We start from the raw sequence: 17,811 nt of genomic DNA, 5'->3' as shown, positions 1-17,811 counted from the left end.
CCCCTGACAAAGGAGAAGCACGTGATCCGCGCCGGACGCCTGCAGTACGTCCAGACCATGTCCGACCTGGCCGACGCCCTCGGCAAGAAGCTCACCACGATCCGCAACCAGAAGCCCTACGCTGCGGAGGGCCACCCGGCACCGATCAGCTCACCCGACGCCCGCAACCAGCTGTGGGACTCCGAGCAGACTGCGGCGTACTACGCCGGCGAGCCCATCCCCGAGCTGCCCCAAGTCGACGACGACGAAGACCTCCTGGACCGCCACGAGGCCGCCGAACTGCTCGGCATCGCCCCCATCACCTGGAACACCTACAAGAAGGACCCGGCCCTGGCTGCCGGTGTCGTCCTTGTGCCCGCGGGCCCCAAGGGCACCGAGCACTGGCCGCGGCGCCTGGTCCTCGCCTTTAAGGACAGCCGGCCGGGCCGCGGTGCCGGCGGCGGCCGCCGCGAGGGCAGCGGCGACATGATCCCCCGCGATGAGATCCTGCCGCGGATCGCCGAGCTCCTGGACGCCGATCCAGCCGTCACCGTCGAGACCGTCTCCGACACTCTCGGCATCACCAAGTTCCCCACCGCTCAGTCCGGCCTGGCCACCCTGCGCGGCCGGCGCATCGCCGACCTCGTCGAGAAGCAGCCCGGCCTCGACCTGAAGGACGCCGCCCTTCAGCTGGGCTACCCCGCCATCACCCACCGCGCCGCCGTCGTGTTCGCCGAGCGCGAGCTCCGCGCCCGCAGTGCCCAGCCCTACCTGCAGCACACCGCCGACGTCCTGGCCGCGGCCGGCATCGCCCAGCAGGCCCAGGTGGAGATGCGCCAGCTCGACGGAGGCGCCGTGGCCGCAGCCGTGATGCTCGACACCGACCAGCCGGCCGCAGCCGCAGTGTGGGACTCCCGCTACGGATGGCGGACCTCGACCAGCCGCCGACACCCCATCGGCAAGGAAACCGACCGTGCGCCCGAGGGCGAGGGGATCCGCTACCTGGGTAGCGGACTCCAGCCCGAGCCCGAAGAGCTTCTCGCCGCCCTGCGCGACGGCCGCAAGGGCACCAAGCGCCCTCACACCAAGCCCTGAACGGCGCACCGGCAACCAAGACGCGGGCATCGGCGCCTGCACGCAGTCCGCACCGGGCCGTCGACTACACGCAGACGAGGGAGACACAGCGTGAGCATCGAGCAGCACGCCTCCGACCCATACGGGCAGGAGCTGGCCCGCATCCGCCATCACCAGAGCGAAGCAACGGGTGCGCGGTTCACCGTCTTCCAGGCCCTGGCCGCTGCCGGGGTCTCTCCAGAGCAGGCGGACGAGATCGTGTCGAAGCTGGAAGCCGGGGCCGTGGCCGGAGCCCACACCTGGATCTCCGAGAGCAGCCCCCCGTACGGGTCGGACCCGCAGTTCGAGGACGGCTGGTTCGCCGGCGTCCGCGACGTCGCCAGCTACCTGCTGCGCATCGCCGACACCACCGCCACCACCCAGCGCGGGCTCGCCGCCTCCAGCGCCCTGCTGCTCGCGCACCTTCGGCAGTCGGCCTCCCCTGCCTCAACACCCCTGGCTCAGAAACCGGCTCCGACGCTGGACACGAAGAAGGTCCTGGCCGCAGCCCGACGGTGCACGTGGGCCTTGGCCGACCCGAGCGACTTCCTCGGCCCCGAGGCGTCGGACGAGATCCTGGCCGCGGCGCTCGGCGCCGTGCGCGAGGACGAGAGGGCCGGATACGCGGAGCGCCTGGAGGCGTTCGCGGAGCAGCACCGCGCGCGCCTGGAACAGCTGCTGCGCGCGTACGGGCCGGGTAGTGCGCCGGCGTCGCACGGGCGCTACATGCTGGCCGGTCGGCCCGAAAGCCTGATCATCTGTGAGCGGATGGAAGTCGTGCCGCTCCTACTGCGGAGCCGATGGGACGAGGCGTTGGAGGCGGTTCTCCTGGACGACCTTGAGTTTGCGTGGGGGCCGCGCACCCGCTTGAGCAGGTGAACCGGCGAGGCAGACGCCGATGGGCCGTACGGAGCTATCCGTGCGGCCCATCGCTGTACGGCACACCTACTGAAATTCGGGTCACCTTGATCCCGAATCCGGGGAAGAATGACCCATTCCGGGTGAGCATCAGCCCACCCGTCAACCGGGGCGGGGAGGCCAGGATGCCGCTGGACTGGAATCGGATCGGCACGGGGGGCAGCGAGGCCCTTTTGAGGCCTCGGGACATCTATTCCGGACTGGCCGACCGCCCGTGGCCCTACCTGCGCCACGAGCAAGGTGAAGTCCTCGACGCATGGTTCGACCGGCGTGACGACCGCGACGTGGTGATCAAGCAGAACACAGGAGGCGGCAAGACTGCGGTCGGCTTGTTGATTGCCCAGAGCACCCTCAACGAGGGCATCGGCAAGGCTGTGTACCTGGCGCCGGACAACTACCTCGTCAAGCAGGTCCGCGCGGAAGCGAGCAAGCTCGCGATCACCACGACCGAAGACCCCCAAGACCCGGGGTTCCTCACGGCGCGGACGGTCTTGGTGACGAACTACCAGAAGCTGATCAACGGCAAGTCTCAGTTCGGCGTTGTCGGCGACGGCAAGCAGCCGGTCGACCTCGGCGTCGTCGTGATCGACGACGCCCACGCCGCACTCTCGCGGACCGAGGACCAGTTCCGGCTCCGCGTACCCTTTGGCCACGACGCCTACCAGGCCCTGCTGGACCTCTTCCGCGAGGACCTGCGCCACCAGGCTCCGAACGCCTTGGCCGACCTTGAAGCGCGGGACTTCAGTGCGCTCGCCACCATCCCCTTCTGGGCGTGGTCGGACAAGAACGAGCAGGTCCTGAAGATCCTGCACCCGCACCGCGGCGACGATGCCTTCAAGTTCGCATGGCCGCTGATCGCGCACGTCCTGCCCCTGTGCTCCGCGACGGCGACGTCCGCGGCGATCGAGATCCGGCCCTCGTGCCCGCCCATCGACCGCATCCCCTCCTTCGCCCGAGCCATCCGCCGCGTCTACCTCACCGCCACCCTGGCCGACGACAGCGCCCTGATCACCGACTTCCAGGCCGACCCCGCGCTAGTCGCCCTGCCGATCACACCCGGCAGCGCAGCCGACCTCGGCGAACGCATGATCCTCGCACCCATCGCCCTCAACACCGACCTCGACAACGACGCCGTGCGCCAACTGGCCCGCGAATACGCCGATGGAGACCGGGACGGCGACGGCGTGCGCGACGCCGACCCGATCAACGTCGTCGTCCTCGTACCCAGCGCCCAGGCCGCGGCCGCCTGGAAGCCCTACGCCGACCGCACCCACCACGTGCAGGATCTCGCGGCCGGAGTGAAGGAACTCCAGGACGGCCACGTGGGCCTGGTCGTCCTGGTCAATAAGTACGACGGAGTCGACCTGCCCGCCGACGCCTGCCGCCTACTCATCCTCGACGGCATCCCCCGGCCCCTCGACGCCGTGGAACGCCGCGAGTCCGTGGCCCTGGCGGACAGCCCCGTCCGCCTTGCCCGGGAAATCCAACGGATCGAACAGGGCATGGGCCGCGGCGTCCGGGACAGCGAGGACTACTGTGCGGTCCTCCTCCTCGGTGCGAACCTCGCACTCGCCCTCCACGAGCCCCGGCACCTCCAGCTGTTCTCGCCCGCGACCCAGGCCCAACTCGCCCTCAGCCGGGAAATCGCCGAACAGATCCACGGTGGCGGCCTGAACGACGTTCGCCACGCCCTCGAAGCGTGCCTGGCCCGAGACCCCCGGTGGACCGGACGCAGCCGCCGCGCCCTCGCCGAGGTCCGTTACACCCAGCTCGGCACCGTGCGCCCGGAGGCGGTGGCCCTACGAGAAGCCTTCGACCTGGCTGCCACCGGTCTCCCGGAAAAGGCGGCCGACCGCCTCCAGAAGACGATGAACAACCTCGACGATAAGCCGCTGCGCGGGTGGCTACGCGAGCAAAAGGCCGCCTATCTCCACCCGATTAACGCCAAGGCGGCCCAGCAGAGCCTCGTCACCGCCGTCGGCGAGAACCAATTCGTCCTGCGCCCCCTCGCCGGCGTAGCCTCCGCCCAGATCAAACCGGCCGCCGTGCAGGCGCGCGCCGCAGCCGCGTTCCTCGCCAACGAGTACGCCGACGGCGTCACCCTGGTGCTCGGCATCAAGAAGCTCCTCGAAGACGTGGTCTGGGAGGACGAAGAGCGATCGGACGACGCCGAGCACGCCTGGCACCGCCTGGGCCTCCACCTCGGATTCGTCAGCACTCGGCCCGAGAAGCAGGAGGGCAGGGGCCCGGACAACCTCTGGGCTCTGACCTCGGACCTGTTCGCCGTGACGGAACTCAAGACGGGCTGCGTCACGGATACCATCGCCAAGAAGGACCTGGGACAGCTCGGCGTCAGCGTCGACTGGTGCGCCGAGAAGAACCCAGAGGCCAGAACCTTGCCGGTGATGTTGCACCGGAGCCGCACCGCCGACCAGTACGGCACCCCGGTACCCGGCATGCGGGTAGTCACCCCGGCGAAGTACGAGCTGCTGCGCACGGCCATCATGAAGTACACCACCGCACTCGCCAGCGATCTTGGCAATTGGGGCGAGGAACAGGCCGTCGCGGAGCAGCTCGTGCAGAACAAGCTGACGGGCGCCAATTTCTTCTCCACCTACGCCGAAACCTGCCGTACGGCCCCATAGCGCGATAAGCATCCGACCAAGCCGCCGCAGCCTTCCCTCGGAATGTAGTCAGTCCGGGGAAGGCCGCGGCACGATGACGCTGACGCCGGCCTCAAGAGCGGAACGGATGAGCGCGAGTTGGGAGCGTGTAATCACCGAGCTGCACGCATAGGGTCTCGCGGCCCGGGCCGCGGCCGACCGGGTCAACGAGACCGAGGCTGACGTATGGCGAGCGGACCGGCGGTTTGCGGCAGACGGTTTTTGGGGGCGGCGGTGGTCGACCGGATGTGCAGCGCCCCGGCACCGCCGCTGCTGGACGCGATGATTGAGCAGGCCGAGGCGCTCCAGGCCAGCCTCCACGGTCACCGCCAGCATCCCAGGATGTACGAGAAGGCCAGCTCAGCCCACAGGCACGGCTTGCCCACGCTGTACCGAGGCTTGCCCAGGCTGGTGCGCACAGGGCTTGCCCATGGGGTAGCGAGGCTTGCCCAGGTCACAAAAGGCCAGCTCAGACGACTTGTCCACAGCTGACGTGCTCTGGCACCTGCGCCGGTTCGCCGATCACCCGTCAGGGAGCAGGGCCAGGGCTGGGCGAATGGTCGGGCTGAGCTCCCGCCATGTCGACCGCCCCTCGGCCCTGGCCGGCCCTGATGTGGGCCACGGCGCCGTGGCCGAGGCGTCCACCGGCACCCTTCTGCTCGTCGTCGACGAACGCCGTACCGGCCGGGCCGAGACCCGCTTCGGCCGCCCTACCCGGTTATGGACGCCGCCGTCGCCCTCCACCTGGTCAGGCCGACGAATTCGCCGACGTCTCCGAACGGTTCTACCTCCTGGAGGACGCCCACGCCGAGTACCAGCAGCACACCTGGACCGTGGACCTCCCGACCTGCCCCAGCAGCAGGGCCCCCGAGCTGCTCCCGGCAACCTGCCCCACGCCCTACGTCGACCACTGCGGGAACTGTGGGACGACCGTCGCGATCGAGGGCTGGACGATCGCCCCGCTCGGCTTCTCCTGCCCGGACTGCTACGACGTGATGTCAGGCGAACCCGGCCGCCACAACCTTCGGTACCACCGTCAGCGGTAGGCGGGAACCGGCCCGTCCGGAGCGCTGCGGAGGTGGGCAAGCCCATGCCGGCGCGCCCCCGCGGCAGTTGCACCGGAAGGGGGCTGGAGGGTTGCCTGCAGAGGTGCCCTAGGAGTTGTACCGGAGGTGTGACCGGGAGTGGGACCCCCACTTTTTCGATCTTGAGCATCGTGCCTGTTCAGGCCCGGTGGGCAAGCCCCTTCGCCACGACGACACCTCTTTCTCCGCGATAGCCGGAGGAAGAGGCCTGCTTCTTCTCAGGGCCGGGCCGGCCTTCACCACCACGGTCCAGCCCAGCTCCGATCAGGCCGGCTCGGACCGGCCCCCGCAGTCCGGTCCGTGCCTCGGCCCGCTCCCTGCTCCCCGCTCCGGATCCGGTGCCGTCCGACGTGCGGCCCCGGCCCCGGACGCCGCGTGCGCCCCCGCTCGAAGGCTGCGCCCGGACATGCCGAAGCGGCCCCGCCGGGAAGGCGGGGCCGCTTGGGGTGGAGCTGATTCAGTGGATCTCCCAGTCAACGCAGCGGCGCTGGGGGAGCGGCGGCTCAGCGCCGAGGCGCAGTGCCAGCCGGACCGCTGCGCGGTCCCGCTTGTGTGCCGCCTGCTGGTAAGGCTTCCGGCTCCCATCCTTCGGGTGGGAGATCCAGGGCCGCTCCTGAAGCTGCATGTGCGTGGGGCGGTCATGGAAAGTACGGGCCATCTCGGGGCTCCTCGCTGTGGATTTGTCGTAGTGCGTGTTTTGCGGTCGCTGACCGGCTGCCACCGCCGATCAACTGAGACAACAATAACCCCTACACGTCACTTTCGTCAAGTGGGGGTGCTCGGGAAGTCGCCGCGTGTCGGGTGCGGCGACCGAATGGGTGAATGCGAAATCGAGTCGAGGAAAAGGCCGTTCCGGCTTCCCTGAAGTGATGAGTGTGGGTTATAGTTGTCTTGTTGGTCGGGAGTGGCACCCGGCCAACACCCCCCGAAATCACACGCTCCAGGGAGAAACCCCGTGTCGAACTCCATGAAGATCACCGCCGGTCAGACCACCACCCGCACCCTGACCGCCCTGATCCGCGCCATGGACGGGCAGCGCGCCACGACCATCACCTACGTCGACAGCAAGGGTGAAGAGTCGGTGCGCACCATCGAGATCCACAACATCCTCACCACCAGCAAGGGCGGCATCATCGTCCGCGCGATGTGCCGCACCCGGGGCGAGATGCGCACCTTCACTCTGGAGCAGATCAAGGCGTACACCGTCCACCGCATCCGCTTTGTTCTCGACGTGCCGGAGGAGAAGGCGGGGGAGGCGTTCCCCGTCGCGCACTTTGTGTCTGATGTCGAGCGAATGATTGATCTGGAGCTGGAGCGTGACTACCCGCTCCCCAAGGTGTCGCTCGTCGCGTAGGCGAGCGGGGGCCCACCCGCAGGGTGGGCCCCCACCCCCCGGCGTGCCCTGCCTGAGACCGGGACCGGCCGGGCGACAGCGGGTGCCCGCCACGCCCCGGGACAGACCAGTTCCGGCCCGGGCGCACGAACTGACCAGCGTTCATGAAGGAGGAGCCATGGCAGACCAATTCCGCGAGACGACGGTTCGCGTCGCCGGGGTTGACCACCAGGTCCGCACGGAGATTGAGGGCCGGGTCCGGACCGTGGCGCAGCTCGAATCCGCGCACGCGAAGGCCGTCAAGGCGAAAATCGCGGAGCTGCGAGGAGCCAACATCCCTGCGTATCGGGCTGCGGTTGTCGCCGCCGAAGCCACCTCGGAGCGCATGGGGAATCGGTGGCTGGAGGAGCAGGACGCGGTCCGCGCACGGGCCATCCTCCGGCGGGCCGAACGCGGAACGGTCGTGTCCCACGCGTCCCCGTGGGCGGCTGACCTGCGCCCGCTGCCGAAGTTCCGTTTCACGGGCGAGATTCCTGCCTACCTCGTGGAAATCGGGGCCGACCACTACGCCACGCCCGAGGCGGCGCAGCAGCTGGCGCTGATCTAGTCAACGGGCATATCGGGGGAGTTGCGTGTACGGCCTGACCGTGTGCACAGGGTCTGACCCCGGAACGTGGAGATGCGTCCCGCGCCGGGCTCCTCCGTCCGGAGCCAGCGAGAGACTCCTGGCGCGCGGTCGCGCCGAGGGTGCGGGCGGGTGTGTGAAGGTGGGTGCCCGCCGGGGGCGAACCTGAGCGCCACGGTCCACCTGTACGGGCGTGATACGCCCTGGGGCCGAGGCACCGGGGCGCGCGCCGCCCGTCGGCCGCTGGCCAGTCCTTTGGTCTTCGCCTTTTCTGCGGCCCCGAACTACCTGCTCGGGCATGGCCGCCGCGTCCCTGCGGCCCGTCTCGGCCGGCGCCGGCACCCGTGGTGGGCGGTTCGGCGGAGGGTGGTCACCGGCGTCCCGGGCCAGAAATCTGACGAGTAGTCAGATTCGAGAGTGACAGGGCCGCGCCTCTGTTGAAAGTGACCTTTAGCGTGTATAGTTGTCTTGCTGGTTGGGGGTGGCACCCGGCCAGCACCGAAAGCGCAGAAACCGACGGACTGCCGCATGCAGCCCGAGACCAGGAGAGTGCAATGACCACCACCCTCATCACCCGCGTGATCCTCGAATGCGACCGCTGCTCCGAGCCGCTCCGCGAGCTCCCGCCGTCCAGCGCCTACGCCCCGCCGCGCTACGAGCACGAGGGAGCTCCCTGCACCCTCAGGCGCCCCCGCTCCAGCCTCTTCCCCGACCTCCCCACGACCTACCCCGTAACCAACCCCCAGCCGCGCAGGGTCTGCGCCGCCGACGGGGGCGTACTGCTGGACACCTCCGGCTCCTGGGCCGACTCCCGGACGTGCGCGGTCTGCGGCGCCTCCTGGCGCACGAGTCTGGGGGACTGACCCCCGGCCGGGGGGGGGGGGGGGGGGGGGGGCCCCGGGGGCGGGGGGGGGGGGGGCCCCCCCCCCGGGGGCGCCCCCGGCGGGGGGGGGGGGGGCCCCCCCACGGCCGGTTATGGCGAACCGCCGGAAGCGACGCGCCCACGCGCGCCGACGCAACCGACGAGACACATCAGACCCGCCCCTGCGGCAGTGGCAGCCGCGCACCCCGAACACGCACCCCGCCCGAGGAGACCCATGCCCCTGCCTGCCCGTACCCGGACAGCCGTCCACACCGCCCGACCCGCACGCTCCGCCGTCCGACGTAAGCGTCCGACCGTCCTCACCTGGGGCCTGGGCGCGGATTCGACGGCCGAGATCCTCATGTTCCTCAACGACCCGGTCGCCCACGGCCTGGAGCCGGACCTGTCCGACCTCGTGATCGTGCATGCCGTCACGGGCGACGAGTTCAGCGACTCCCTGGCCTTCGCCGACCGCCTGGTTCTGCCGCTCTTGCGTGCATGGCGGGTCCGCCTGGTCCAGGTCTGCCGCGGCGGCCCGCGCGACGCCGACGGCGTCCTGGTCCTCGACGACTCCCGCACGCCCCTCCGCATCCACGCGGCCGGCCCCTGGCGCCTGTCCGACGAACTGCGCACCGCCGGCACCGTCCCGATGCTCGCCTCCGGCCAGCGACGCTGCAGCATCCGGTTCAAGGGCTGGGTACTGGACACCTGGGCCGCCCACGAGTTCGGCACCGAGACCTTCCGCCGTGTGATCGGCTACCACGCTGACGAGACCGGCCGCGCGCTGAAGGACTCCGCCATCCAGGACCAGCTGAACACCGCCGCCGGCCGGATCATCTGCGAGCCGGACTACCCCCTGATCCGCGCGGGCATGGCCAGGGCCGCCGTCGAGCAGTACGTCCTCGACAACCTCGGCGAAATGATCTTGAAGAGTCACTGCACCATGTGCCCCTTCACCGGGGTCTGTTCCTCCCGCGACCTCTACGAGGAGCGGCTGCGCGCCCACCCGGCCGAGGCCGCGCAGGTCCTGCGCATGGAGTACATCTCGCTCGCCCTGAACGAGCGGATGTCGCTCTACGGACCCGCCGGATCCCTCCACCGGCGCCTGGCCGAGGACGGCCGCAACATGCCCGTCCTGGACGCCTTCCAGGCCGACCTGGAACAGGCCCCGTACGCGGTGTACGAGGTGCGCCGCCTCACCGGCCTCGGCCGTACGAAGGACTGCCGGCGCTGGCACGGCAAGAACTGCACGGAGCCGAAGTGGTGGTGCACCCAGCAGCGCAAGCCCCGCTGCCGTCGCATCCATACGGTCGTCGACCAGGACGGCGCGCCGGTCGACGCCGAACCGCAGTGCCTCGGCGACGACGAGCGATGCCGCGGCGCGCAGCAGAAAGGGCCGACCTGGCGATCGGTGCGCACCGTGTACGAAGGGCCCCGCCAGCGGGCCGAGCTGCTGGTCACCCGCTTCGCGGAGCGGTTTCCCCGCCGCGCCCGCCTGGTCGTGGGAGAGGCGTCCGGGATCCGGCGCGCCCACTACCTGCCCGACTCCGAAGGCCTGCCGCACGCCGAAGCGTTCATCGTCGCGGCACCCGCGGGTGTCGCCGACAAGCAGCGCCCGGGGTTCGAGGAGCGCTGGACGGCGCACACCGGGGCCAAGCCGGTCTTCCGGCCGCTGCGCGAGCTGCCCGAACCGGCGCCGCGCCGTCGGTCGGCCGGGGGCCCGGCGCCGCTGCACCGGGCCAAGGTCATCGGGGACGTGTGCCTGATCGCGTGACCGCACTCCTTGCAAAGTGATGAGTGGTGTGTATAGTTATCTTATGGGTCGGCGGTGGCAGCCGACCTCCCCCCGGAACCACGCAACTTGGAGGCACTTCATGAGCACGCAGACCCTCAGCACGTCCCGACTCGACGCCGTCGTGACCGAGACCGCCAACGCCGAGCAGGCCGGACCGGACCTGTCGGCCGAGATCGCCGACCTGCGCGGGGCGTTCGAGTGCGGCTACGGCGCCACCGACATCCGCAACGTCTTCGGCCGGATCTACGACGCGGGCGGGCCGTACCTGGTCTGCGTGTGGGACATCGCCGACGAGTACGGGTTCGGCGGCAACTCCGAGTTCTACGCCGAGGACGAGGAGGGCATGCTCTTCGAACTCAAGCCGGACATCTACCACTGGCTCACCGGCCAGCAGGACACCCCCGGCCCGCTGGAGACCTGGATGGGCACACACGTCCCCGAACTGGTCGAGTTCGCCGCCACCGACGACCGTCACAACTACGCCCGAACCGAGCGCTGACCTACGCCGCGCACGACAGGGGGCGGGCCCCGTCCCCTGTCGTGCGCGCCTGCCTGCCGACCTCACAGCACCGAAGGGATTCGCATGAACGAGAGCCGCGGCGTGGCCGGTCGGCAGCCGGCCGAGCAGCACATCGCTCACCCGGTCATCCGCCGTCCGCAGCGCACCTTCACGCCGGAGGAGCGCGAGATCGTACGGGGGATCTCCCATCTGAACTTCCAGGGCGCCCTGATCATGGGCATCGTGGATCCGGTCCCCAACCCCTCGCCGATGGGCGAGCTGGAGGGCGCCTGGGTGCGCGAACAGGTGTGGCCCGCCTACCTCCAGGGGATCGAGCGCAAGTACCCCTTCGGCTTCGCCCGGTGGGCCATGTGCGAGCGGGGCACCTGCTGGAACTGCCTGGCCGGCCGCTGCGACCTGTGCGTCCACCGGCAGGAAGGCGGCCCGCACGTGGACGACAACACCGACTGGGTGCGAGATGGGCGCGGCCGGTGCGTCGCCAGGCTGATCCTGCGGCCCGGGGGCGAGCCGTGCGTGTGGTGGTGCCGGTGCGCCTGCCCCAAGAGCGACGTGCCCACGGCGGGGCCCGCGGCTGCGGTCGAGAGCGGGCCCGCACCGGGAGAGGAGGCTGCCGCTCCGCCAGGTGAAGCCGCACCGGGGGGCCGTCGGGGTGGGGGCCGTCGTGCGACCGGTGACGGAGCGCAGTGCGCCCTCTTCTGACGGCGATCGGCGCGCCGGGGGGCGGGGCACCCTTGCGAAAGTGATGAGTAGTGGGTATAGTTGTCTTGTCGGTGGGGGTTCCCGCCGACACCCCCACCCCTCTCCAAAGGAGTCCACATGACCGTCGCCACCGCCTCCACCGCCCAGGCCGTTCTGGAGCCGGGCACGGTCGTGCGCACCCCCCACTACCACGAGGGCAAGAACACCGGCGAGCGCCGGGCCATCGTTGTCGGCCTCTGGAAGGAGGACGACCCGAAGGCCGGATACAAGGTGTGGTTCTACACGCTCGGTGCCCCCTCGTTCGCGCCGAGGACCCTCGGGTTCGCGTTCGCCTGCGAGCCCACCGTGGTGGGCACGGTCGACGACATGTCCGAGCGCACGCTGATCCGCCTCTACCGGTGGCTGCGGGACCTCGACCAGTTCTCCAAGGCGCGGTACCGGATCCAGAAGGCGGGCCTTCGCAAGCGCGCGATCCGCCTGGGCCAGTAGGCCCGACGCCGGGGGCGGCCCCGCCGCCCCCCGCCCCCCCCCCCCCCCCGGGGGGGCCGGGGCGGCCCCCCCCCCCCCCCCCACACCCCCCCCCCCCGGGCCCCCGCCCCGCCCCCCCCCCCCGCGGGGGCCCCCCCCGGGGGGGTGGGGCACCTCGACATGTACCCCACGGGGGGTTCCGGTACCCAGTGGGGGGGCGTGGGGGGGGGGGCCCGCCGCGGGGGGGGGCCCCCCCGCCGGGGGGGGGGCCCCCCCCCCCCCCGGCCCTCCCCCCCCAGCTGGTCGGCCGTGGCAGCCGACCGGCACCGACAACACACCCCACACCAAGGAGCCCCGTCATGGCCCGAACCACCTTCGTCGCCTCCACCGGCTGCACCCGCACCAGCGAAACCCGCCACTACACCCACGCGGTCACCGTCGACCGACGCGAGGGCGAGGGCCGCATCGTGCACACCTGGTCGATGTCCGCGGCCAACGTCGCCAAGGCGGCCCGGGCCGCCGAGCGCGCGGGCTGGAAGAACACCGCGATCGAGGAAGTCACCGTCCAGGCCAAGCCGGTCCGCACCCGCAAGACGACCCCCGCCCAGGCGCCCGCCGAGGCGCGGCCGGCCCCGGCCGAGAAGCGCACGCCGCTCGCCCTGTACTCCGTACGCCCGGCCGCCGGTGACCGCTTCGTCGTCGTCAACAGCTCGGGCATCTTCATGCCGGGCGACTGGCAGACCGAGGTCGGCGCCCAGGAGCGCGCCGAGTTCCTGAACCTCCAGGAGAACCGCAAGCGCGCCGAGGACGCGCTGACCGGACCGCAGCGGCGGGTATACGCCGTCGTCAAGCGCGACGGCGCGATCGGCGCCGGATACGGGCACAGCCTCACCGCCGTCCGGAGCCTGCACGCCGCAGGCCTCGTCAAGCTCACCGAGTACGGCCCCGGCTCCTGGAACGCCGTCCACGTTCCGCAGCCCGCCGGCCCGGCCGAGGCCGCCCCGGCCGCCGGTACGGGCGTACTGCCCGAGGACGCCGAACACCCGGCCGCCGCCGCCGCGGTGACCGCCCTGTCCGGACAGCCGCTCGCCGACGTCACCAGCCCCGACGACCTCGGCGAGGTGGCCGGCTACTGGGTCCGGCCGGACGGCACCAGCGGCCGCCTGACCGTCGGCTGGGTCGTCGAGAACGGCAAGCTGACCACCGGCGCCGACGGGCGGCCGCCCCTGGCCGCGCTGCGCGTCGCGAAGGAGCTGTTCGAGCGCACCGAAGGCTGGCTCGTCGAGCCCGGCGACCACCCGCCCCTGGTCGTCTGGCACGTGCCGACTCTGGAGTCCGCAGCCGCACAGGGTGCCACCGCCGAGCAGGACCGGGGCGCGATCACCGACACCTGGACCATCACCCACACCGGACTGCCCGAAAGCCGCTCCTTCCTGAGGGTTGAGGCTCCCGACTCCGACGCGGCCTTCGCGGCCGCCATGGCCGCCCGCAGCGGCCGCCTGGCCCAGCAGGCAGGGCATCGGCTCAGCGCGTGGTGCCTGAGGGAAGCGGACCTGGACCGCATTGTCGGCGAGCGGGTCCGGCACGTGGCCAGCGGCCAGACCGGCACCGTCGAGGCGGTGAACGTGCGAATGGCCGGCGCTCGGGCGTACCGGGACGGCGTGACCGTCGCCGTTGACGGCCGGTCCCGCAAGACCGCGCGCTCCCTGGAGTGGGAGCCCCTGCTGGCGGCCGAGGACCCCGAGGCTGCCTGCTGACGGCCCCCGCCCGGCCCCACGGGGCCGGGCGGCTCCCCTTTTCCCTCCGTTGCCGTCGCGCGTCCGGAGTGCCGCGCCCAGGCCGCGCGCTGCCGAGAGCCACCCGCACCACCACCGGTGCCGTCTGCGGATGTCTGCTGGGGAAGCAGCGGCGAATCCTTGCAAAGTGGTGAGCCGTTGGTATAGTTGTCTTGTGGTCGACGGTGGCAGTCGGCCACACCGGACACACATCCTCGAACCCTTCAGAGAAACATGATCATCCGCACGCCACTCCCTGACGCCCTGCACGCATCTGTCCGTGCCCGGCCCCCCACCCTGACTTCCCCCGCCGCCCGAGCGGCGTCCTGCCTGGAGACCCTCATGCCCTCCTTCATGTTCCGCGCCATGCTCCCCGTGATGGTCGTCTGTGACGCCCCGGACTACGAGAGCGCCCGCCAGATGTACGCCGACATCGACGGCGCGACGTACACCCTGAACTTCGCCACGGAGTACGGCCCGGTCCTCGCGCACATCGCGATTGACGACAGCAACCCCGTGCTGGAGCAGGTTGACGAGGTGGAGCCCCCGCGCTGCCCGGTGTGCCCCGCCTACGGCGAGCGCGGCCGCATCGTCGCTGGCCGCTGCACATGGGAGCGGTGCCCGTCCCGGCCTGCTCCCGCCTCTCCCACCCCGCCCTTCCCCCGCTGCACGAACAGCACTCTGTCTGGAGACCCCCATGCCTGAAACTCCGCCCGACCACACCTTCACCTTCCTGCGCGTCGTACGGGTGATGGTGTCGGTCACGGCCCCCGATATCGCCGCCGCCGAGGAGCAGTATGCGTTGATCGACGGCGACACGTTGGAGATCGGCTACGCCAGCCACGCCGGGCCCAGGGTCGAATACCTCGCAGTCGACGACACGGCCCCGCTCGTTGTCGACCAGATCAACGGATGGGATGCCGTCCCCTGCGAGGGATGCGCCACCGAGGATGAGCGCGGCTACGTCGTCAACGGCCAGTGCACCCGCCGGACATCCTGCCCCGACCAGTGCGTCAACGACGGCTGTGCCGGGCGCACCGATGACGGAGAGGGCTGGGACGGCGAGTGCGGGAACTGCGCGGACGTCCGCGCCTCCCATGACGACGAAGCGCACCAAACCGCTCGGCGCGCCGACTGCGTGGCCTGCGAACTCACCGCCTGACCGCGGCGGGAGCATGCGGCCCCGCTGCTCCCGCCCTCCCCTCTGCCTCACGGCCGGCTGTGTGCTGCCCGCACGTCAGTGGCACCCGGCCGGCGGCCGACAGCACGCCGCGCGGCCGCTGCACCGGCCGGCCTGAGGGAGGCGCTCGTGACGGAGGCTCAGGCTGCCGAGCGCGTCGCCGAACCCAGCCGCGTCACCGCCCTCGGTGCCGCGGCTGGAGGCTTCGCGCACCTCCTGCCTGACCACGACGGCACCACCACCCGCTGCGGCTTCACCGCCTGGCGCAGTCACGTCATCTGCAGCGACTGGTTCGAGGGGCACACCGGCCCTGTCCGTCTCGCCGACCTCGCGCCCGGCCTCGGTGCCGAAATCCCCGCGGACGTCCTCGCCGAGCTCGACGAGATGGCTGGACCCTGGTCGGCCCGCTGGCTCCTTCGCCCCCGCAAGGGTAACCGCGGGCGCGCCGTCGGCGTCTGCGCTGGCCCCGACGGCTGGGGCGAAGGACTCGAAGTCCTCGGAGCTCGCTACGACGCCGTCGGCCTCGACCTCTCCGGCGGCGCCCGCACACCACCGGTGCCGTCTGCGGATGTCTGCTGGGGAAGCAGCGGCGAACCCTTGCAAAGTGATGAGTTGTTGGTATAGTTGTCTTGTGGTCGACGGTGGCAGTCGGCCACACCGGACACACATCCTCGAACCCTTCGGAGAGACATGATCATCAGCGCGCCGCTCCCCAACGCACTGCACGCAGCTGCCCGTGCCCGCGCCATCGCTGGTATCGCCCGACGCAGGAGCGTGCTCAACCACCCGGCCCAGGAGACCTTGACCACGGTCGCCGAACTCCTCGACGACGCCGCGCTGCGCTTCGAGACCACCCTCCCCCCGGTCCTGAACGGTGTCGTCATCACCGACACCATCCCTCTCCGCGCCTCCCTGCTCCTCGACAGTGCCGAAGACGTCATCGCCCAGAACAAGGCGACTGGGCTCCCCGAATCCCTCAGCCAGTACGTCACCAGCGCCGTGTTCGGAACCCTCAAACTGCCCCGGAGCCTGCACCCCGTCAGCCCCCAGCTCGCTACACAGGAGAACCGCCTGCGCGCTGCCCTCCAGATGCTCCACGAGCGCCACCTGACGGGAGCCGGTGAGCCGCCGGAGGCGGCGGCGCTCTACCTGGAAGCCGCATTCAAGATCCACCTGAACTGGTCCCGACTCGCCGCCGCCATCGCCGTGGACAATGCCCGCCCCTGCAACCGGCCGACCGTCGCTCCGTAACACCGCGCCGGGTGCGACCACGTCGCGCGCCCCGGTGCCCGGTTTTGACCGCTCGCCGTCGCGCTTCGACGACCGGGCGAATCCCGAAGGCACCGCCTGGAGCACCTGCGTACCACCTTCGGCCTGACCGTCTGACCGCCGGTTTCCCGGTCACATCCTTCTGATCCCCCAGCCGGGCGGCAGTGGCAGCCGCCCGGCGCCGAACTCACCACCCCGCACCCCTGAGGAGACAGATCCATGGACATGAGCACCCGCCGTCGGTTGCTGGAAGGGATCCGGCGCGCCCACCAGGCCGACGCCGCGCGCACCGCCGCTGACCGCGCCCACGCCCGGGCGGCCAAGGCCGCCGCTGCCGCACACGCCCGCATCACCCGCCACCCGCAGCTGCAGGCCGACGCCGAGGGGCTGGAGGCCGCGCAGGCCGCGCACGCCGGCCTCGTCCGCCGCGAACAGGAGGCCCGCGCCAAGGTCCGCCGGACCTTCACCGCAGCCCGCGCGGCGAACCGCACCCTCGCGGCGCTCTACACCCCGCACGCCCCGGGCCGCGGAACCGGCGGCGGGCGCCGGTCCGACATCGCGGCCGCCCTCCTCGGCGAGCTCGCCCAGGCGCCGCGCGAGCTCATCCTGGCCGCGGACAAAATCCTCGTCTCCACCAGTGCCGGCAAGGACTCGCTCGTCTGCGCGCACCGCGTGGTCACCCTGGCCGCCGAAGTCGGCTGCCTGGACAAGGTGATCCTGGTTCACGCAGATCTGGGGGAGGAGTCCGAATGGCCGGGGGTGCGCGAGCTCGCGCAGCGCCAGGCCGAGCGCTGGGGCGTCGAGTTCCTCGTAGTCCAGGCCGACCGCGGCCTGCTCGGCCTCGTCGAGAAGCGCGGCATGTGGCCTGACGCGGCCCGCCGGCTGTGCACTTCTACTCTGAAGCGGGACAAGATCGCCCCGCTGTTCAAGCGGATCACCGACGCGCTCGGCCTGGACAAGCAGGCGTTGATCCTCTCGGCCCTCGGCATCCGGGCAGCCGAATCCCCCGCCCGGGCCCGGAAGCTGCCGCTCGCCATCGACATGCGCGCGAGCACTGGGCAGCGCATGGTCCTGACCTGGCATCCGATCCTGGAGCTCTCCGAGACCGACGTCTGGCAGGAGATCGCCGACGCTGCCCTGGAGTACCACCCCGTCTACGACGCGGTCATTCCCCGCCTGTCCTGCGTGATCTGCGTGTTGGCCGGCCGGGACGTCCTGGTGCGTGCCGTACGACTGTGCTGGGCCTTGGGCCTGGACCTGCCCGCCCGGTACGTCGCGCTGGAAGAGCAGATCGGCCACCGCTTCAGGGAGAAGCTCAGCGTCGCCGAGATCGTCGCCGAGGCGGCACGCATCGAAGCGGAGGAAGGTCCGCTGGTCTGGGCGCGCGGAGACGCGCTGCGGCGCCACGTCGGCGAGGAGGCTGCGGCCAACTACCTCCGCCGGCTGGCCCTGGTCCTGGCTGCTTGACCTGGCGAGACGACACGTGAAGGGAAAGGGGAGCACCCTTACTACCGAAAGTGATGCATG

General features: G+C 71.1%; 17 protein-coding genes. All 17 read left to right on the top strand.

Features of this window, described 5'->3' with window-relative positions:
* Positions 1–21: 21 nt before the first annotated feature.
* On the top strand, positions 22–1,074 hold the full coding sequence (locus tag ACIP93_RS32590) for a hypothetical protein (protein WP_401764806.1): 1,053 nt from the start codon (positions 22–24) through the stop codon (positions 1,072–1,074).
* A gap of 90 nt (positions 1,075–1,164) precedes the next feature.
* Positions 1,165–1,971: a hypothetical protein gene (locus ACIP93_RS32585; RefSeq protein ID WP_401764803.1), complete on the top strand. Its 807-nt coding sequence runs from the start codon at positions 1,165–1,167 to the stop codon at positions 1,969–1,971.
* 122 nt (positions 1,972–2,093) lie between these two features.
* Positions 2,094–4,655, top strand: coding sequence for a DEAD/DEAH box helicase family protein (locus tag ACIP93_RS32580; RefSeq protein ID WP_401764800.1), 2,562 nt, complete (start codon positions 2,094–2,096; stop codon positions 4,653–4,655).
* 596 nt (positions 4,656–5,251) lie between these two features.
* The gene (locus ACIP93_RS32575) at positions 5,252–5,719 is read left to right on the top strand and encodes a hypothetical protein (protein ID WP_401764797.1); all 468 of its coding nucleotides are present in this window, start codon (positions 5,252–5,254) and stop codon (positions 5,717–5,719) included.
* Positions 5,720–6,713: 994 nt separating this feature from the next.
* Complete coding sequence (locus ACIP93_RS32570; RefSeq protein WP_401764794.1) at positions 6,714–7,112, top strand: WYL domain-containing protein; 399 nt, start codon at positions 6,714–6,716, stop codon at positions 7,110–7,112.
* A 157-nt stretch (positions 7,113–7,269) separates the two neighbouring features.
* Positions 7,270–7,698, top strand: coding sequence for a hypothetical protein (locus ACIP93_RS32565; RefSeq protein WP_401764792.1), 429 nt, complete (start codon positions 7,270–7,272; stop codon positions 7,696–7,698).
* A 572-nt stretch (positions 7,699–8,270) separates the two neighbouring features.
* Positions 8,271–8,579, top strand: coding sequence for a hypothetical protein (locus tag ACIP93_RS32560; protein WP_401764790.1), 309 nt, complete (start codon positions 8,271–8,273; stop codon positions 8,577–8,579).
* A gap of 234 nt (positions 8,580–8,813) precedes the next feature.
* Positions 8,814–10,352: a hypothetical protein gene (locus ACIP93_RS32555; protein ID WP_401764788.1), complete on the top strand. Its 1,539-nt coding sequence runs from the start codon at positions 8,814–8,816 to the stop codon at positions 10,350–10,352.
* Between the two features lie 100 nt (positions 10,353–10,452).
* Positions 10,453–10,872 carry a hypothetical protein gene (locus ACIP93_RS32550; protein ID WP_401764785.1) on the top strand — a complete coding sequence of 140 codons (420 nt, stop codon included), beginning with the start codon at positions 10,453–10,455 and terminating at the stop codon, positions 10,870–10,872.
* Between the two features lie 84 nt (positions 10,873–10,956).
* On the top strand, positions 10,957–11,592 hold the full coding sequence (locus ACIP93_RS32545) for a DUF6248 family natural product biosynthesis protein (protein ID WP_401764783.1): 636 nt from the start codon (positions 10,957–10,959) through the stop codon (positions 11,590–11,592).
* A gap of 117 nt (positions 11,593–11,709) precedes the next feature.
* Positions 11,710–12,081 (top strand): DUF6409 family protein, encoded by a 372-nt coding sequence (locus ACIP93_RS32540; protein WP_401764781.1) that lies wholly within the window; start codon positions 11,710–11,712, stop codon positions 12,079–12,081.
* 338 nt (positions 12,082–12,419) lie between these two features.
* A complete protein-coding gene (locus tag ACIP93_RS32535; protein ID WP_401764780.1) occupies positions 12,420–13,817 on the top strand; it encodes a hypothetical protein in 1,398 nt (465 codons plus the stop codon).
* A gap of 360 nt (positions 13,818–14,177) precedes the next feature.
* Positions 14,178–14,540 carry a hypothetical protein gene (locus ACIP93_RS32530; RefSeq protein ID WP_401764778.1) on the top strand — a complete coding sequence of 121 codons (363 nt, stop codon included), beginning with the start codon at positions 14,178–14,180 and terminating at the stop codon, positions 14,538–14,540.
* Positions 14,533–14,997 (top strand): hypothetical protein, encoded by a 465-nt coding sequence (locus ACIP93_RS32525; protein WP_401764776.1) that lies wholly within the window; start codon positions 14,533–14,535, stop codon positions 14,995–14,997. The genes ACIP93_RS32530 and ACIP93_RS32525 overlap by 8 nt, the downstream gene beginning before the upstream one ends.
* Positions 14,998–15,144: 147 nt before the next feature.
* Positions 15,145–15,639 carry a hypothetical protein gene (locus tag ACIP93_RS32520; RefSeq protein ID WP_401764773.1) on the top strand — a complete coding sequence of 165 codons (495 nt, stop codon included), beginning with the start codon at positions 15,145–15,147 and terminating at the stop codon, positions 15,637–15,639.
* 66 nt (positions 15,640–15,705) lie between these two features.
* Positions 15,706–16,266 carry a hypothetical protein gene (locus tag ACIP93_RS32515; RefSeq protein ID WP_401764770.1) on the top strand — a complete coding sequence of 187 codons (561 nt, stop codon included), beginning with the start codon at positions 15,706–15,708 and terminating at the stop codon, positions 16,264–16,266.
* Positions 16,267–16,509: 243 nt separating this feature from the next.
* Entirely contained in the window at positions 16,510–17,751 is a 1,242-nt protein-coding gene (locus ACIP93_RS32510; RefSeq protein ID WP_401764769.1) for a phosphoadenosine phosphosulfate reductase family protein, read from the top strand.
* Positions 17,752–17,811: the final 60 nt, after the last annotated feature.

The sequence above is a fragment of the Streptomyces sp. NPDC088745 genome, from assembly GCF_044751045.1.
Classification (GTDB): domain Bacteria; phylum Actinomycetota; class Actinomycetes; order Streptomycetales; family Streptomycetaceae; genus Streptomyces; species Streptomyces cremeus.
The sequence above is the reverse complement of the archived record's forward strand: the minus strand, read 5'-3'. Positions and strand labels throughout refer to the sequence as shown.

What these genes read in the sequence shown, in the direction of transcription:
- ACIP93_RS32575 (WP_401764797.1), top strand. Translation starts at nt 5,252, where the DNA reads ATGTCGACCGCCCCTCGGCCCTGGCCGGCCCTGATGTGGGCCACGGCG.
- ACIP93_RS32565 (WP_401764792.1), top strand. Translation starts at nt 7,270, where the DNA reads ATGGCAGACCAATTCCGCGAGACGACGGTTCGCGTCGCCGGGGTTGAC.
- ACIP93_RS32560 (WP_401764790.1), top strand. Translation starts at nt 8,271, where the DNA reads ATGACCACCACCCTCATCACCCGCGTGATCCTCGAATGCGACCGCTGC.
- ACIP93_RS32555 (WP_401764788.1), top strand. Translation starts at nt 8,814, where the DNA reads ATGCCCCTGCCTGCCCGTACCCGGACAGCCGTCCACACCGCCCGACCC.
- ACIP93_RS32550 (WP_401764785.1), top strand. Translation starts at nt 10,453, where the DNA reads ATGAGCACGCAGACCCTCAGCACGTCCCGACTCGACGCCGTCGTGACC.
- ACIP93_RS32545 (WP_401764783.1), top strand. Translation starts at nt 10,957, where the DNA reads ATGAACGAGAGCCGCGGCGTGGCCGGTCGGCAGCCGGCCGAGCAGCAC.
- ACIP93_RS32540 (WP_401764781.1), top strand. Translation starts at nt 11,710, where the DNA reads ATGACCGTCGCCACCGCCTCCACCGCCCAGGCCGTTCTGGAGCCGGGC.
- ACIP93_RS32535 (WP_401764780.1), top strand. Translation starts at nt 12,420, where the DNA reads ATGGCCCGAACCACCTTCGTCGCCTCCACCGGCTGCACCCGCACCAGC.
- ACIP93_RS32530 (WP_401764778.1), top strand. Translation starts at nt 14,178, where the DNA reads ATGCCCTCCTTCATGTTCCGCGCCATGCTCCCCGTGATGGTCGTCTGT.
- ACIP93_RS32525 (WP_401764776.1), top strand. Translation starts at nt 14,533, where the DNA reads ATGCCTGAAACTCCGCCCGACCACACCTTCACCTTCCTGCGCGTCGTA.
- ACIP93_RS32515 (WP_401764770.1), top strand. Translation starts at nt 15,706, where the DNA reads ATGATCATCAGCGCGCCGCTCCCCAACGCACTGCACGCAGCTGCCCGT.
- ACIP93_RS32510 (WP_401764769.1), top strand. Translation starts at nt 16,510, where the DNA reads ATGAGCACCCGCCGTCGGTTGCTGGAAGGGATCCGGCGCGCCCACCAG.